Raw genomic sequence first — 14,786 nt, 5'->3', positions numbered from 1 at the left:
TCTATGAACCGCAAGACAGTGTTTCGCACCCTGGCGATCATCTCGGGCATTCTGCTCGCGATCTGGTTGTTCAGCTTTCTCGGCGACGATACGCGCGGCTGGGAGAGTGTCGATACGTCCGTGGCGCTGAGCCAGCTCGCCGACCCGGACAACGTCGAACGTGTCCAGATCGATGACAAAGAGCAGCAGCTGCGCATCGAGCTGAAGGAGGGCACCGACGCCGCCGACGGCGCCACCCAGCTGCTGGCCAAGTACCCGGGCGGCGGTGAGACCTCCGCGCAGATATTCGACGCGGTCCAGGAATCCGGCGCCCCGTTCAATACGGTCGTCAAGCAGGAGGGCTGGTTCACCCAGCTGCTGCTGTTCATCCTGCCGATGGTGCTGTTGCTCGGCCTGTTCATCTTCGTGATGGCGCGGATGCAGGGCGGTGGCCGCGGCGGCATGATGGGCTTCGGTAAGTCCAAGGCCAAGCAGCTCACCAAGGATCTGCCCAAGACCACGTTCCAGGATGTGGCGGGCGCCGACGAGGCCGTCGAAGAGCTCTACGAGATCAAGGACTTCCTGCAGAACCCGTCGCGCTACGAGCAGCTGGGTGCCAAGATCCCGAAGGGCGTGCTGCTCTACGGCCCGCCCGGTACGGGTAAGACCCTGCTGGCCCGCGCGGTGGCCGGTGAGGCCGGAGTGCCGTTCTTCACCATCTCCGGTTCCGACTTCGTCGAGATGTTCGTCGGCGTCGGTGCTTCCCGGGTGCGCGATATGTTCGAGCAGGCCAAGCAGAACAGCCCCTGCATCATCTTCGTCGACGAGATCGACGCCGTCGGCCGCCAGCGCGGCGCCGGCCTGGGCGGCGGTCACGACGAGCGGGAGCAGACCCTCAACCAGCTGCTGGTCGAGATGGACGGGTTCGGCGACCGCGCCGGCATCATCCTGATCGCCGCCACCAACCGTCCCGACATCCTCGACCCCGCCCTGCTGCGGCCGGGCCGGTTCGACCGGCAGATCCCGGTCAGCAACCCGGACCTGGCGGGCCGGCGCTCGATCCTGCGGGTGCACGGTGCGGGCAAGCCGATCTCGCCGGATGCCGACCTGGAGGGTCTGGCCAAGCGGACCGTCGGCATGTCCGGCGCCGACCTGGCGAACGTGATCAACGAGGCCGCGCTGCTCACAGCCCGGGAGAAGGGTTCGGTGATCACCGGAGAGGCGCTCGAGGAGTCGGTCGACCGGGTGATCGGTGGTCCGCGCCGCAAGAGCCGCATCATCAGCGAACACGAGAAGAAGATCACCGCCTACCACGAGGGCGGGCACACCCTGGCCGCCTGGGCGATGCCCGATATCGAGCCGGTCTACAAGGTGACCATCCTGGCCCGTGGCCGCACCGGTGGTCACGCGATGACCGTGCCCGAGGACGACAAGGGCCTGATGACCCGGTCGGAGATGATCGCCCGGCTGGTGATGGCGATGGGTGGCCGCGCCGCCGAGGAGCTCGTCTTCCACGAGCCGACCACCGGTGCGTCGTCGGATATCGATCAGGCCACCAAGATCGCGCGCGGCATGGTCACCGAATACGGCATGAGTGCCCGCCTCGGTGCGGTGCGCTACGGCCAGGAGCAGGGCGATCCGTTCCTCGGCCGGTCGATGGGGACGACCCCGGACTACTCGCACGAGGTGGCCCGGGAGATCGACGAGGAGGTGCGCAACCTGATCGAGGCCGCGCACACCGAGGCGTGGGCGATCCTCAACGAGTACCGGGATGTGCTCGACCGGCTCGCGACCGCACTGCTGGAGCGGGAGACTCTGCATCAGCGGGATCTGGAGCAGATTCTCGGGTCGGTCACCAAGCGCCCGCGGATCACCGAGTTCAACGACTTCGGGGAGCGCCTGCCCTCGGACAAGCCGCCGGTGAAGACGCCCGGTGAGCTCGCCGCCGAGCGTGGCGAACCGTGGCCGCCGCCCGCCCTGGAGAAGCCCGCGCCGGAACCGGCCGCCGCCGCACCCGCCAACGGCTACCAGGGCCAGCCGCAGCCGGCCCCGCAGTTCGGCTACCCGGCCCCGCCGACCCAGGCGTACCCCCGCCCCGGCGGTACGCACGGCTCCCGGCCCGACTACGGCGCCCCCGCCGGCTGGTCGGCCCCCGGCTGGCCGCCCCGCGAGGAGCGGGCAGCCGGAGGCTTCCCGCCCCCGCACCCCACCCCGCCGCCGCAACAACCCCAGCAGCCGCAACAACCGACGGGCGCCTTCCAGCCCTGGGGCGAACAGCCTCCGGCCGAGCAACCCCGCGGCGAGGACACCCCCGGCCCCGAGGGCCCGAACGGCACCCCCCGCCAACACGGGTGAGACAATAAGATCTGCCCGAACCCCCTCCGCCCGTCGGGCGCCAAGCCCCGAGTGGCCCGAAGGGCCACCCGGAGCGGACCCGCCTCGATTTTGGACTGACGGAGCGAAGGAGCGAAGCGACTGAGCGGAGGAGGGAAAAATCGAGGCCCCCGAAGGGGCCGCGACTCGAGCAGCGGAGCTGCTCCATCAACACGGAGTCGCTCCATTCCACACAGAGAGGTACTCGGCAAGTGTCGGCCACTAATCATTTCGGTGCTTCCGCGCTGGACGGTGCGAACACCGATTTCGACGGTGAGCTCGGTGCCGAGAGTGCCGCGAATCTGGTAGCGCTCGGTACCGGGCGCCCGTTCGATCAGCAGCGGGCCGAAGCGGCGGTGCGTGAGTTGCTGATCGCAGTGGGGGAGGATCCGGACCGGCCGGGGCTGGTGGACACCCCGGCGCGGGTGGCCCGGGCGTATCGGGAGATGTTCGCCGGGCTGTACACCGAACCGGACCGGGTGCTGGACACCACCTTCGACGAGGGGCACCAGGAACTGGTGCTGGTTCGCGATATCCCGATGTTCTCCACCTGCGAGCACCACCTGGTGTCGTTCCACGGGGTGGCGCACGTCGGCTACATTCCCGGCCCGCACGGCCGGGTGACGGGGCTGTCCAAGCTGGCCCGGCTGGTCGACCTGTATGCCAAGCGGCCGCAGGTCCAGGAGCGGTTGACCAGTGAGATCGCCGATGCGGTGATGCGGAAGCTGGATCCGCGCGGTGCGATCGTGGTGGTGGAAGCCGAACATCTGTGCATGGCGATGCGCGGTATCCGCAAGCCGGGCGCCAGCACCACCACCTCGGCGGTTCGCGGGTTGCTGCAGTCGAACTCCGCCTCGCGCGCCGAGGCGCTGGACCTGATCCTGCGCAAGTGAGCGAGGTCGGCAGTGCGCATTGAGCTACCGCGACCGCGACAGTCCGGCCGCAGCTGTGTGGTGATGGGGGTGGTCAATGTGACCGCCGATTCGTTCTCCGACGGCGGGCGGTACCTGGATCCGGATCGTGCGGTGGCGCACGGTGTCGAACTGTTCGAGGCGGGTGCCGATCTGGTCGACGTCGGCGGTGAGTCGACCCGGCCGGGTGCCGCCCGGGTGGCGGCCGAGACGGAGGCCGCCCGGGTGGTGCCGGTGATCCGCGGTCTGGTCGCTGCCGGTGTTCCCACCAGTGTGGACACCATGCGCGCCGAGGTGGCCGAGGCGGCGCTGGCGGCGGGGGTGACGGTTGTCAACGATGTATCCGGGGGACGTGCCGATCCGCGGATGGCCGAGGTGGTCGCGGCCGGCGCGGTGCCGTGGATCCTGATGCACTGGCGGGCCGGTGCCGATTACCGGCACACCGGTCCTGCCGACCATTACGGCGATGTGGTCGCCGAGGTGCGGGCCGAACTGCAGACCCAGGTGGACAAGGCGGTTGCGGCCGGGGTGGACCCGGCTGCGCTGATCCTGGATCCGGGGCTGGGCTTCGCCAAGAACGCCACGCACAACTGGGAGTTGCTCGGTGCGCTGCCCGAGCTGGTCTCCGCCGGTGTGCCGGTGCTGATCGGCGCGTCCCGGAAGCGGTTCCTGGGTGCGCTGCTCGGCGATGCGGACGGCCCGCGGCCGCCGGCGGGCCGGGAGGTGGCCACCGCGACGGTGTCCGCACTGGCCGCCGAGCGTGGCGCCTGGGGGGTGCGGGTGCACGACGTCCGCTCCTCGCTGGATGCCATTGCGGTCGCCGATGCCTGGCGGGCCGCGGGCGGAACCCGGGAGGAGGTCCGATGACCCAGCCCCTGTTGCCGCCGCCGGCGGACCGCTCGGCCGGCTCCCGGATCGAGTTGCGCGGCCTGCGGGCCTTCGGGCGGCACGGCGTGTTCGATTTCGAGCGGCGGGACGGCCAGGAGTTCGTGGTGGACCTGACCGTCTGGGTGGATATCGCTCCGGCGGCCGCTTCCGATCAGCTCGCGGACACCATCGACTACGGTGCGCTGGCCGAGCGGACGGTGCGGATCGTGCAGGGGCCGCCGCGGAATCTGATCGAGACGGTGGTCAGCGAGATCGCCGACGATGTGATCGCCGATCCGCGGATCGAGGCGGTGGAGGTGGTGCTGCACAAGCCGTCGGCGCCGATTCCACACACCTTCACCGATGTCCGGGTGGTCGCGAACCGGTATCGCGGGGCGGTGCGATGACCCGAGCGGTGCTGTCGATCGGGTCCAATCTGGGCGATCGGCTGGGATATCTGCGCAGTGTGGTGACCGGACTCGGGGATCGGGTGGTGGCGGTGTCGCCGGTCTACCGGACCGCGCCCTGGGGTGGGGTGGAGCAGGCGGATTTCCTCAATGCGGTCCTGCTGGTCGACGATCCGGCAGCGGACTGCTGGTCCTGGCTGCGGTACGGGCAGCGGCTGGAGCAGGCCGCAGAACGGGTGCGGGAGGTGCGCTGGGGTGCGCGCACTCTGGATGTCGACGTGATCACCTGCACGACGGCCGCCGGACAGGTGTGTGTCCAGGACGACCCGGAGTTGACGCTGCCGCATCCGCAGGCCCGCAACCGGGCCTTCGTGCTGGTGCCGTGGCTGGCGGTCGACCCGGCGGCCACCTTGCCCGGGGCCGATGGTGCGGAGCCGGTGTCCCGGCTGTTGGATCGGCTGGATCCGGCCGAACGAGCCGGTGTGGTGCCGACCGAGTGGACGCTGACCGGTGCGGGGGGTGTGGATTCGTGCAGTTGAAACCGACCCGGCTGGTGGAGCTGGGTGCCAATTTTGCGGTGGCGGTGGTCGTCGCCTGGGCGGTGACCCGGATCGCGTACGGGGAGCTGCCGTCGATCTCGTGGTTCGCGGGTGCCTCGCTGCTGCCGGTGGCGGCGCTGGAGGTGGGCCTGGCCTTCGTGATCCGGGCCCGGGTGCACGATCGGCGGATCGGTCCCGGTCCGCATCAGCTGCATCCGATCACGGTGGCCCGGGCGGCGGCGTTGGCGAAGGCCTCGATGCTGGTGGGTGCGATCGCCGGCGGCGTCTGGTCGGGTTTCCTGCTGTGGGTGTTCCCGCAGCGCGGGGAGTTGCAGGCGGCCGACGCCGATGTTCCGGGCGCCGTTGTGGGGTTGATCGCGGGCGCCGCACTGGTTGCTGCGGCATGGTGGCTGGAGTACTGCTGCCGGGCGCCGGAGGAGCCGCCGGACGAACCGGCTACTCCGTAGCAACTATGGGGTGTGGCTCACCGTGACCGTCGGTACCGGTGTCGCGATTTCCCGGCTACCCTGGCGTTCATGTTTGCACCCTCCCGAAGCAGGACTCCCCGTGATCGACGGGACGGTGCTGGAAAATTGTTCGTCGGCGCCTTGATTCTGCTGGGTTTGGTTGCCAGTGTTTTCCTGATTTTCAGCGATAGCGTCCAGTTGGTCCGGGTGGGTCTGGTGGCCGCGCTGTGGGCGGCGGTGCTCGGCGCGCTCGCGGCGACCCGCTATCGCAAGGAGGCCGCGGTCGACCAGGCCAAGGTCCGTGATCTGCAGACGGTGTACGAACTGCAGCTCGAGCGCGAGGTCGCGGCCCGGCGGGAGTACGAGCTGGGCGTGGAGGCCCGGGTTCGGGCCGAGGTGGGCGCCGATGCGACCGAGATCGCGGCGCTGCGCGCGGAGCTGACCGTGCTGCGGCAGAGTCTGCAGCAGTTGTTCGACGGCGGGCTGCCCGAGGACCGGCCCGCGCTGCGGGCCGACGCCACGCGCATCGACGAACTGCCCGCCGCTCCCTTCGACGCCTTCGCCGAACCGGATAGCTCGGAGAATGCCGGTGCGGCCATGCAGGACTCGGGCGGGCAACCGTTCAGCGTCGCCGAGAACGGCGCCTGGACGTCCGGGGTCAAGCCGGTGTACGAGCCCGGTCATCCCGGTGCGGCCGGGTTCGCCGGGCCGTTGGACGACCCGGTGACCGCGGAGACCGCTGCGGTGGCGCTCGAGGACTATGCCCAGCAGCAGGCCGCGGCGGCGGAGATGTTCGGACCGCCGCCGCCGACCGGCCCGGGCAAGACCCCGCCCCCGCGGCTGGCGGCGCCCGATGCCGGCGGATTCGCCCAGGTCCCGGCGGATGTCGCCGAGTTCGTCGCCGGTACCCGCGGCGCCGATTCGCAGCCGTCCGGACCGCTGCCGACTCCTGAGCCGCACCCCGCCGGTCCCGCGTACGGCCCGGATTCGGTCGACGGGGCTGATTCGGTTAACGGGTCTATGGCCTACGGCACCGACTCGGCGAACAGTGCTGCCGCAGACTCGGGCGCCTCGGTCCGCGGGACCGCGCCGGCATACGGTGCCGGCGCGCACAGCCCGGACTACTGGGCCGGCGCTGCCTCGTCGGGCGGTGCCGATGCCGCCGCCGTCCCGAATGGCAGTGCCGACTCGAACGGCAATGGCGAAACCGGCACTGCCGCGGCGAACGGCTCGCACGCCGATGCAGCGGAGGGTAAGGGTGCCGCGGCGGGTACCGGCGCGCCGGGGAGCGGTGTGGCGGCCGGGGCGGGCGATGTGCCGGCGAACGGCCACGGCGCGGTCGCCGGTGCGGCGCAGGTCCCGGGTGCCGACACCGGTCACGCGCTCGGTGCTGGGGACGGCGCCGCGGACGGTACCGGCGCGGAGACCCCGACTGCGGCGGACAGCTCGACCGGGGAGAACGGTGCCGCCCGGAATGGCGGTGCGGTCACTGGGAAGGACACCGCCACCGGGAAAGACAGCGCCACCGGGGAGGGCAGCGCCACCGGGAAAGACGGTGCCACCGGTAACGGCGCGGGCGCTGAGCGCAGTGCGGACACCGACACCGGACAGACCACCGCGGATCGCCGGGCTGCCGAGCCGGGTTCGAAGAGCACCGCGGGCGCATGGCCGACGACCGACTCGACGTCGACGGGTCCGGTGGGGAAGGCGAGCTCGCGGCGTCGCCGGCGGGCCGAACCGGACGGCAGCCGACGGCTGTCGGTGGCCGAGATCATGGCGAATCTGCGCCGGGAGGGCTCCTGATATCCGGCGGTGGTGCGGTGTAGATCACTGCGCCCCGCCATGGCGTCGCCTCCCGGCCGCCCGATATCCTCGGGACGTACCGTCCGGTACCCGCAGTGCGGGACTGGAACGAATCGAGAGGACAATGGTGACCTCGCCAAGTGTTTCCGACAGCGCGCAGTTCGATCCGGCGCCCGCACGGTTGACGGTGGGAATCGTCTCGGCGGGACGTGTCGGTTCGGCGCTGGGTGTCGCGCTGGAACGCGCCGGGCACGTCGTATTCGGCATCGCGGCGATCTCCGATGCCTCGGTGCACCGGGCACGGACCCGGTTGCCCGAGGCGCAGATCCTGCCGGTCGAGCAGATTGCGCAGCGCAGTGAGCTGCTGCTGCTGGCTGTCCCCGATGCGGAGCTGCCCGGTCTGATCCGTGGCCTGGCGGGCGCCGGGGTGGTCCGACCCGGAACTCTGGTGGTGCACACCTCCGGAGCGAACGGCATCGGGGTGCTCGCCCCGCTGACCGCCAAGGGTGCGGTGCCGCTGGCCATCCACCCGGCGATGACCTTCACCGGCCACGACGAGGACATCAACCGGCTCGGCAACGCCTGTTTCGGGGTGACCGCCGCCGACGAGATCGGGTACACCATCGCCCAGTCGCTGGTGATCGAGATGGGTGGTGAGCCGGTCCGGGTGGCCGAGGCGAACCGCACGCTCTATCACGCGGCGCTGGCGCACGGCGCGAATCATCTGGTCACCCTGATCGTCGATGCCGTGGCGGCGCTGCGGGAGGCTGTGGGCGGGCCCGGGCTGCTCGGACAGCCCGAGGTGGACGACCAGCCCAACGGTTTGCCGGAGCGGCTGCTGGCCCCGCTGGCCTCGGCTGCTCTGGACAACGCCTTGCGCCGCGGCCCGGCGGCGCTGACCGGCCCGGTGGCGCGCGGCGATGCAGCGGCCGTCGAGGCGCATCTCGCGGCGTTGCAGGCGGTCGACGAGCGGATCGCCGAGGCGTATCGAGCGCAGTCGCTGCGCACCGCCGAACGTGCCGGCAGCAACACCGACCTGCTCCATCTGCTGGCATCCCCGATACCTGCCCGCACCGGCGGCGACGAGGCCGAGGAAGGGAAATGATGGCAACCGAATCGACTCGCGAGGTGCATCACCACCGCGGCGGGCCGCGGGCGACCGGCGCGTATCAGCCGGGCCGGCTGACCGTGCACCACGATCCGGAGACGGTGAGCGCGGTGACCCGGGCGCTGCGTGGCGCCGGCCGCACCATCGGTTTCGTGCCGACCATGGGCGCTCTGCACGAAGGGCACCTGCAGCTGGTCCGGCAGGCCCGGCGCACCCACCAGGTGGTGCTGGTGTCGATCTTCGTCAACCCGCTGCAGTTCGGTGCGGGTGAGGACCTCGATGCCTATCCGCGCACCCTGGACGCCGATCTGGAGCTGCTCCGCGAGGAGGGCGTCGACCTGGTGTTCGCCCCCAGCGCGGCGGAGATGTATCCGGACGGGCCACGGACCACGGTGCATCCCGGTCCGCTCGGCGCCGAACTGGAGGGCGGTAGCCGCCCCACGCATTTCGCCGGGATGCTGACGGTGGTCGCCAAACTGCTGAACATCGTGGCGCCGACCGCGGCGCTGTTCGGCGAGAAGGACTACCAGCAGCTCACGCTGATTCGGCAGATGGTCCGGGACCTGAACATGGACGTCCGGGTCGTCGCCTATCCGACGGTCCGGGAACACGACGGGCTGGCGCTGTCGTCCCGGAACCGCTATCTGACCCCGGAGCAGCGGGAGTCCGCCACGACACTGTCGGCGGCGTTGTCGGCCGGCGCCCATGCGGCCGGCCTGGGCGCCGAATCCGTCGTTGCCGCGGCCCGCGAAGTGCTCGATGCCGCCGACGGGGTCGAACTGGACTATCTGGAACTCCGGGACGCCAACCTGGGCCCGGTCCCGGAATCCGGCAATGCCCGGTTGCTGGTGGCCGCCAGGGTCGGGCAGACCCGGCTGATCGACAACGTTCCCGTGACGCTCGGAGCCACCCTCGACGGCCATCCGGACGCGAACTCGCTGCCTGCCGAGCAGGCGATCTAGAAAGGCGACGCCGATGCTGCGCACCATGATGAAGTCGAAGATCCACCGGGCTACGGTGACCCATGCCGATCTGCACTATGTGGGTTCGGTGACCGTGGACCAGGATCTGCTCGACGCCGCCGATCTGCTCGAGGGTGAGCAGGTCTGCATCGTCGACATCGACAACGGCGCCCGCCTGGAGACCTATGTCATCGCGGGCGAACGCGGTTCCGGAGTGATCGGGATCAACGGCGCCGCCGCCCACCTCGTGCATCCGGGTGATCTGGTGATCCTGATCGCCTACGGGATGATGGACGAGCAGGAGTTGCGCGATTACGACCCCCGGGTGGTCTTCGTCGACGACCGCAACCGGCAGGTGGAACTGGGTTCGGACCCGGCGCATGCGCCGGAGGGTTCCGGCCTGACCTCGCCGCGCACGCTGTCGTTCGCCTGAGCGGCACCGATGCTGCTCACCATCGATGTCCGCAACACCAGTATCGAACTCGGCCTGTTCGCCGGCAGCGGCGGCCATGCCCGGCTGGTGCGGACCTGGCGTATCCATACCGATCCGCTGCTGACCGCGGACGAGCTCGCCCTGCAGGTGCGTGGCCTGATCGGTGCCGAGGCCGATCAGGTGGCCGGGGTGGCCGCACTGTCCACGGTGCCGCCGGTGCTGCGGGAACTGCGGGAGATGCTGACCCACTACTGGGGGCATGTGCCGCATGTGGTGGTGGAACCCGGCGTCCGCACCGGTATTCCGCTGCTGGTGGACAATCCCAAGGAGGTCGGCGCCGACCGGATCGTGAACTGCCTGGCCGCCTACCGCCGGTTTCCGGGCCCGGCGATCGTGGTCGATTTCGGGACAGCGATCGTCGTCGATCTGGTGTCGGAGAAAGGCGAATTCCTGGGCGGGATCATCGCACCCGGTGTGGAGATATCCACCGAGGCGCTGGTGGAGCGCAGTGCGCTACGCCGGGTCGAATTGACCAGGCCGCGTTCGGTGCTGGGGAAGAACAGCATGGAATGCATGCAGTCCGGTGCGATCTTCGGTTTCGCCGGTCTGGTCGACGGCCTGATCGATCGGATCCGGGACGAATTCGAGGGTTTCGCCGGTGACGATGTGACGGTGGTGGCGACCGGGCGGGCCGCGCCGCTGATCGTGCCGGAGTCGGAGACGATCGCGCAGCACGATCCGCATCTCACCCTGGAGGGGCTGCGGCTGGTGTACGAGCGCAACCAGGCCCGCCGGCGCTAGCCGATGCGATACGCGGTTGCTATACTGCAGCTCGTGTCTTACCGCATGAGCGCCCAGGAGTGTTGTCGAGGCTGACCCGCCTCGGTTCGTCGAGGCATGTCCTAGTCCCGACGCCCTTCCTCTCCTGGAGTTCCGCGCATGCGTTCTTCCGTTTTCGATGCTGTCATCCCCGCCCGGCCCGCCGTCCGCCGCGCGGCCGAGCTGCCCGCCGCACTGGCGCGAGGTGCGCTGCTGGTCGATATCCGTTCACCGCAGGAACGCGTCTGCGATGGTGCGCTGCCCGGTGCGCTGGTGATCGATGCCGGACTACTGGAAGAGCGGCTCGATCCGGATTCACCGGCCCGGCTCTCCCTCGCCACCGGTCACGACATCGAGTGGATCGTGGTCTGCGCCACCGGCGCTGCGGCCGGTACGGCGGCCGCTTCCCTGCGGCTGCTGGGCCTGCATCGCGCCACGGCCTTGTCCGGTGGGTTCGCGGACCTGCGCGCTGCGGGATTGCTCAATGTCGGGACGGCGGTGCCGCATTTCGCTCGCGAGGTGGCCTCGCTGGCCGTATCGACGACTCCGCTGCCGACGCGATAGGCGGGGGACGATAGGGTTATCCGATGTGAGCACCCCGAATCAGCCTGCTTCCGGCCCCGCCATCGGTTCCGCTGCGGACAGCGATGTCCCCGAGCAGATGCGGATCCGCCAGGAGAAGCGGGCGCGCCTGCTCGAGCAGGGGGAGCAAGCCTATCCCGTGGTGGTTCCGCGTACCCATACGCTCGCCGAGATTCGCGAGACCTACCCGGATCTGGCGGCCGATACCGCGACCGGACTGCAGGTCGGGGTGGCCGGCCGGGTGATCTTCCTGCGCAATACCGGCAAGTTGTGCTTTGCGATGCTGCAGGAGGGCGACGGCACCAAGCTGCAGGCGATGATCAGCCGCAATGCCGTCGGCGCCGATGCGCTGGCCGCCTGGAAGTCCGATGTGGACCTGGGTGATTTCGTTTTCGTGCACGGTGAAGTGATCTCCTCGCGCACCGGTGAACTCAGCGTGATGGCCGATTCCTGGTCGATGGCGGCCAAATCGCTGCGGCCGCTGCCGGTGGCGCACAAGGAGATGAACGAGGAGTCGCGGGTCCGGCAGCGCTACGTCGACCTGGTGGTCCGGCCCGAGGCGCGGGAGATGGCCCGGACCCGGGTGAACGTGGTGCGGGCGCTGCGCAACGCGCTGGAGCGCCGCGGGTTCCTCGAGGTGGAGACGCCGATGCTGCAGACGCTGCACGGCGGTGCGGCGGCCCGGCCGTTTGTCACCCATTCCAATGCGTTGGATATGGACTTGTACCTGCGCATCGCACCGGAGCTTTTCCTGAAGCGTTGTGTCGTGGGCGGCCTGGAGAAGGTCTTCGAGATCAATAGGAACTTCCGGAACGAGGGTGCCGACTCCACGCACTCGCCGGAGTTCGCGATGCTGGAAACCTACGAGGCGTACGGAACCTACGACGACTCGGCGAAGATGATCCGGGAATTGGTTCAGGAGGTCGCCCAGGAGGCGTTCGGAACGCAGGTGGTGACGCTGGCCGACGGAACGGAATACGATCTTCGCGGCGAGTGGGCGACCGTGGAGATGTACCCGTCGCTGTCCGAGTCGATCGGGGTGGAGGTCACCCCGGAAACCACCGTCGCGGAATTGCTGGCACTGGCCGATCGGGTCGGTCTGGAAATTCCGGAGGGCAAGGGCTACGGACACGGGAAACTTGTCGAAGAACTCTGGGAGCATCAGTACGGTGACAAGCTGTACGCGCCGACATTCGTTCGTGACTTCCCGGTCGAGACCTCGCCGCTGACCCGGGAGCATCGTTCCCGGTCCGGAGTCACCGAGAAGTGGGATCTCTATGTCCGCGGCTTCGAGCTGGCAACCGGTTATTCCGAGCTCGTGGATCCGGTGATCCAGCGGGAACGTTTCGTCGATCAGGCTCGCCTGGCGGCGGCCGGTGACGACGAGGCGATGGTGCTCGACGAAGACTTCCTCGCCGCCATGGAGCACGGTATGCCGCCGACGACCGGAACCGGTATGGGAATCGATCGACTGCTGATGGCACTCACCGGATTGGGAATCCGGGAAACGATCCTCTTCCCAATTGTTCGCCCGGCTGGACGCTGACCTGCATGTCTTGTGCGCCGTAGGGTAAATGTTGGTATTTTGTGAATAAGGGGTATTCTTGCCTCGGGCATTGGGCCTGGGTTACGGGTCGCACGATTTCGAGAGGACGTTCATCTCATGGCAAAGAAGGTCACCGTTAGCTTGATCGACGATGTCGACGGTGAGTCCATCGCGGACGAGACCATCGAGTTCGCGATCGACGGGGTATCGTACGAGATCGATCTGTCGACGGCCAATGCGGCCAAGCTCCGGGACGGCCTGGGGCAGTGGGTCGACAACGCCCGCCGGGTGAGCGGTCGGCGCAAGTCGAAGACCGCAGCGTCCTCCGGTAAGAGCCGGGTCTCGATGGATCGCGAGCAGAGCGCCGCCATTCGCGAGTGGGCGCGCCGCAAGGGCCACAAGGTTTCCGCTCGCGGGCGCATCTCGGCCGACATCACCGAGGCCTACAACAAGGAAGTCGGCAAGAGCTGAATTCTTCGTCGCGCTGATCCGCCCGCGAGGGGCCGACCCGGCAGTTGCCGCCGGATCGGCCCCTCGGGTGTTCCCTGGGGGGATTCCATTGCCGGGCACCGGCTTCGGGTGCCCGCCGGTGCGGCGAGGTGACTAGACTGGATGCCGGGCAGCAGACGAGACGAGGTGCACGTGACCGAATTCGCCGGGGCGTTCCTGCGGTGCACCGACGACACCGGTGCCCGCCACGAACTGGCGCTCGATCCGGCCCGGCAGCGGATCACCATCGGCCGCAACAGTGCCGCCGACCTGGTGCTGGGCTGGGATGCGGAGGTCTCCCGGCTGCACGCGGCGGTGGAGCAGCTGGGCGCGCACTGGACGATCGTCGACGACGGGCTGTCCCGGAACGGCACCTTTGTCAACGGTGAACGGGTGGTCGGCCGCCGCCGGCTGGAGCCGGGTGACCGGATCCGGGTGGGTGCCACCGTGCTGCACTATTTCGATTTCGGCGGCGCCGTCGACGATGCCACGCGGACGGCATCGCTGGCACTACCGACTGTGCGGTCGCTTACCGAAACTCAGCGAGCGGTCCTCGTCGCATTGTGCCGCCCGTACAAACCCGGCGCCGGATTCGTCACCCCGGCCTCGAATCAGGAAATTGCCGGCGAGCTGTATCTGAGCGTGGACGCGGTGAAAACGCATCTGCGGGCCCTGTTCGCCAAGTTCGGGGTCGGCGATCTGCCGCAGAATCAGAAACGGGCCCGCTTGGCCGCTCTGGCGATCAAGAGCGGGCTGGTCTCCGACCGCGATCTGTAGGGCCGATCCGGTGCGGGCAGAGCCTCGCGCAGGTACCCGAGCGTCGCAGCCATGTCGGCTGCACCGTACGGCCGGTTGACTGGTCGTACGGGCGGTGCCGGTGGACGGTCCCGATCCCTGGACTCGGAGGAGATGGAGATGTTCGCAATCCGGATGGCGTCCCTGGTCGCGGTGGTACTGAGTACCGGGCTGGTCGCCGGGGTCTTCTACGCGTATGCGATGTCGGTGATGCCGGCGCTGCGCCGCACCGGCGACCGCACCATGATCGACCTGATGCAGAAGATCAACGTGGTGATCGTGAATCCGTGGTTCATGATCGGATTTCTCGGCACGGTCGGCTTCAGCGCGCTGGCGGTCGGGCTGCATCTGGGTGCCGATCATCGCGCGACGCTGGTCTGGCTGGTGGCCGCTGCGGTGCTGAACGTGCTGGCATTCGCGGTGACCGTGGGGTGCAACGTGCCGCTCAACGATCGGCTCGCGGCCGCGGGCGAGCCCGGTGCGATCGCCGACCCGGCCGCGGTCCGGGCGGCCTTCGAGGACGTCTGGGTGCGCTGGAACGTGCTGCGGGCCGTATTGCACACGGCGGCGCTGGCGGTGTTGTGCGGTGCCCTGGTGACGGCCGGAATCCAGCACGGCCGGGCCGGATGATCCCGGGCGGCGGCCGCGGGCCCGCGACCGCCGTGCCGGTACCCGAGGTTTCGGTTACCGGCCGGTAAGCCCGCGC

16 protein-coding genes are annotated in these 14,786 nt (G+C 69.3%); all 16 read left to right on the top strand.

Features of this window, described 5'->3' with window-relative positions; all coding sequences use genetic code 11:
• The first annotated feature begins 3 nt into the window (after window positions 1-3).
• The 16 genes from ftsH to AC1HFH_RS25380 all read left to right on the top strand — a co-directional run bounded on the left by ftsH (window position 4) and on the right by AC1HFH_RS25380 (window position 14,710).
• On the top strand, window positions 4-2,334 hold the full coding sequence (gene ftsH, locus AC1HFH_RS25455) for an ATP-dependent zinc metalloprotease FtsH (RefSeq protein WP_480245308.1): 2,331 nt from the start codon (window positions 4-6) through the stop codon (window positions 2,332-2,334).
• Window positions 2,335-2,597: 263 nt separating this feature from the next.
• The gene (gene folE, locus AC1HFH_RS25450; RefSeq protein WP_480247976.1) at window positions 2,598-3,245 is read left to right on the top strand and encodes a GTP cyclohydrolase I FolE; all 648 of its coding nucleotides are present in this window, start codon (window positions 2,598-2,600) and stop codon (window positions 3,243-3,245) included.
• A 63-nt stretch (window positions 3,246-3,308) separates the two neighbouring features.
• Window positions 3,309-4,130: a dihydropteroate synthase gene (folP, locus tag AC1HFH_RS25445; RefSeq protein WP_480245307.1), complete on the top strand. Its 822-nt coding sequence runs from the start codon at window positions 3,309-3,311 to the stop codon at window positions 4,128-4,130.
• Complete coding sequence (folB, locus tag AC1HFH_RS25440; RefSeq protein WP_480245306.1) at window positions 4,127-4,537, top strand: dihydroneopterin aldolase; 411 nt, start codon at window positions 4,127-4,129, stop codon at window positions 4,535-4,537. The genes folP and folB overlap by 4 nt, the downstream gene beginning before the upstream one ends.
• Entirely contained in the window at window positions 4,534-5,076 is a 543-nt protein-coding gene (gene folK / locus AC1HFH_RS25435; RefSeq protein WP_480245305.1) for a 2-amino-4-hydroxy-6-hydroxymethyldihydropteridine diphosphokinase, read from the top strand. Before folB ends, folK begins: the two co-directional genes overlap by 4 nt.
• Window positions 5,073-5,543, top strand: a complete 471-nt coding sequence (locus AC1HFH_RS25430) for a DUF3180 domain-containing protein (protein ID WP_480247975.1) — start codon at window positions 5,073-5,075, stop codon at window positions 5,541-5,543. Before folK ends, AC1HFH_RS25430 begins: the two co-directional genes overlap by 4 nt.
• A gap of 207 nt (window positions 5,544-5,750) precedes the next feature.
• A complete protein-coding gene (locus AC1HFH_RS25425) occupies window positions 5,751-7,346 on the top strand; it encodes a DUF6779 domain-containing protein (RefSeq protein ID WP_480245304.1) in 1,596 nt (531 codons plus the stop codon).
• A gap of 124 nt (window positions 7,347-7,470) precedes the next feature.
• Window positions 7,471-8,451, top strand: coding sequence for a Rossmann-like and DUF2520 domain-containing protein (locus tag AC1HFH_RS25420; RefSeq protein WP_480245303.1), 981 nt, complete (start codon window positions 7,471-7,473; stop codon window positions 8,449-8,451).
• On the top strand, window positions 8,451-9,416 hold the full coding sequence (gene panC, locus AC1HFH_RS25415) for a pantoate--beta-alanine ligase (protein WP_480247974.1): 966 nt from the start codon (window positions 8,451-8,453) through the stop codon (window positions 9,414-9,416). The genes AC1HFH_RS25420 and panC overlap by 1 nt, the downstream gene beginning before the upstream one ends.
• 13 nt (window positions 9,417-9,429) lie before the next feature.
• Window positions 9,430-9,849, top strand: a complete 420-nt coding sequence (panD, locus tag AC1HFH_RS25410; protein WP_480245302.1) for an aspartate 1-decarboxylase — start codon at window positions 9,430-9,432, stop codon at window positions 9,847-9,849.
• A 9-nt stretch (window positions 9,850-9,858) separates the two neighbouring features.
• Window positions 9,859-10,650, top strand: a complete 792-nt coding sequence (locus AC1HFH_RS25405) for a type III pantothenate kinase (RefSeq protein ID WP_480245301.1) — start codon at window positions 9,859-9,861, stop codon at window positions 10,648-10,650.
• 138 nt (window positions 10,651-10,788) lie between these two features.
• Window positions 10,789-11,232: a rhodanese-like domain-containing protein gene (locus tag AC1HFH_RS25400; RefSeq protein ID WP_480245300.1), complete on the top strand. Its 444-nt coding sequence runs from the start codon at window positions 10,789-10,791 to the stop codon at window positions 11,230-11,232.
• A gap of 97 nt (window positions 11,233-11,329) precedes the next feature.
• A complete protein-coding gene (lysS, locus tag AC1HFH_RS25395) occupies window positions 11,330-12,796 on the top strand; it encodes a lysine--tRNA ligase (protein WP_480247973.1) in 1,467 nt (488 codons plus the stop codon).
• A gap of 117 nt (window positions 12,797-12,913) precedes the next feature.
• On the top strand, window positions 12,914-13,267 hold the full coding sequence (locus tag AC1HFH_RS25390; protein ID WP_480245299.1) for a histone-like nucleoid-structuring protein Lsr2: 354 nt from the start codon (window positions 12,914-12,916) through the stop codon (window positions 13,265-13,267).
• 171 nt (window positions 13,268-13,438) lie between these two features.
• Window positions 13,439-14,062, top strand: a complete 624-nt coding sequence (locus tag AC1HFH_RS25385) for an FHA domain-containing protein (RefSeq protein WP_480245298.1) — start codon at window positions 13,439-13,441, stop codon at window positions 14,060-14,062.
• 138 nt (window positions 14,063-14,200) lie between these two features.
• Window positions 14,201-14,710 carry an anthrone oxygenase family protein gene (locus AC1HFH_RS25380; protein WP_480245297.1) on the top strand — a complete coding sequence of 170 codons (510 nt, stop codon included), beginning with the start codon at window positions 14,201-14,203 and terminating at the stop codon, window positions 14,708-14,710.
• The last annotated feature ends 76 nt before the right edge of the window (window positions 14,711-14,786 follow it).

This window comes from Nocardia sp. KT25-26 (assembly GCF_056627695.1).
This window is presented reverse-complemented; position numbering and strand designations above follow the sequence as displayed.

Excerpts from the sequence above, each read along its gene's own strand:
- ftsH (WP_480245308.1), top strand. The coding sequence starts at position 4 with ATGAACCGCAAGACAGTGTTTCGCACCCTGGCGATCATCTCGGGCATT.
- AC1HFH_RS25390 (WP_480245299.1), top strand. The coding sequence starts at position 12,914 with ATGGCAAAGAAGGTCACCGTTAGCTTGATCGACGATGTCGACGGTGAG.
- AC1HFH_RS25420 (WP_480245303.1), top strand. The coding sequence starts at position 7,471 with ATGGTGACCTCGCCAAGTGTTTCCGACAGCGCGCAGTTCGATCCGGCG.
- AC1HFH_RS25380 (WP_480245297.1), top strand. The coding sequence starts at position 14,201 with ATGTTCGCAATCCGGATGGCGTCCCTGGTCGCGGTGGTACTGAGTACC.
- AC1HFH_RS25400 (WP_480245300.1), top strand. The coding sequence starts at position 10,789 with ATGCGTTCTTCCGTTTTCGATGCTGTCATCCCCGCCCGGCCCGCCGTC.
- panC (WP_480247974.1), top strand. The coding sequence starts at position 8,451 with ATGGCAACCGAATCGACTCGCGAGGTGCATCACCACCGCGGCGGGCCG.
- AC1HFH_RS25405 (WP_480245301.1), top strand. The coding sequence starts at position 9,859 with ATGCTGCTCACCATCGATGTCCGCAACACCAGTATCGAACTCGGCCTG.
- folB (WP_480245306.1), top strand. The coding sequence starts at position 4,127 with ATGACCCAGCCCCTGTTGCCGCCGCCGGCGGACCGCTCGGCCGGCTCC.
- panD (WP_480245302.1), top strand. The coding sequence starts at position 9,430 with ATGCTGCGCACCATGATGAAGTCGAAGATCCACCGGGCTACGGTGACC.
- folK (WP_480245305.1), top strand. The coding sequence starts at position 4,534 with ATGACCCGAGCGGTGCTGTCGATCGGGTCCAATCTGGGCGATCGGCTG.
- folP (WP_480245307.1), top strand. The coding sequence starts at position 3,309 with ATGGGGGTGGTCAATGTGACCGCCGATTCGTTCTCCGACGGCGGGCGG.
- lysS (WP_480247973.1), top strand. The coding sequence starts at position 11,330 with ATGCGGATCCGCCAGGAGAAGCGGGCGCGCCTGCTCGAGCAGGGGGAG.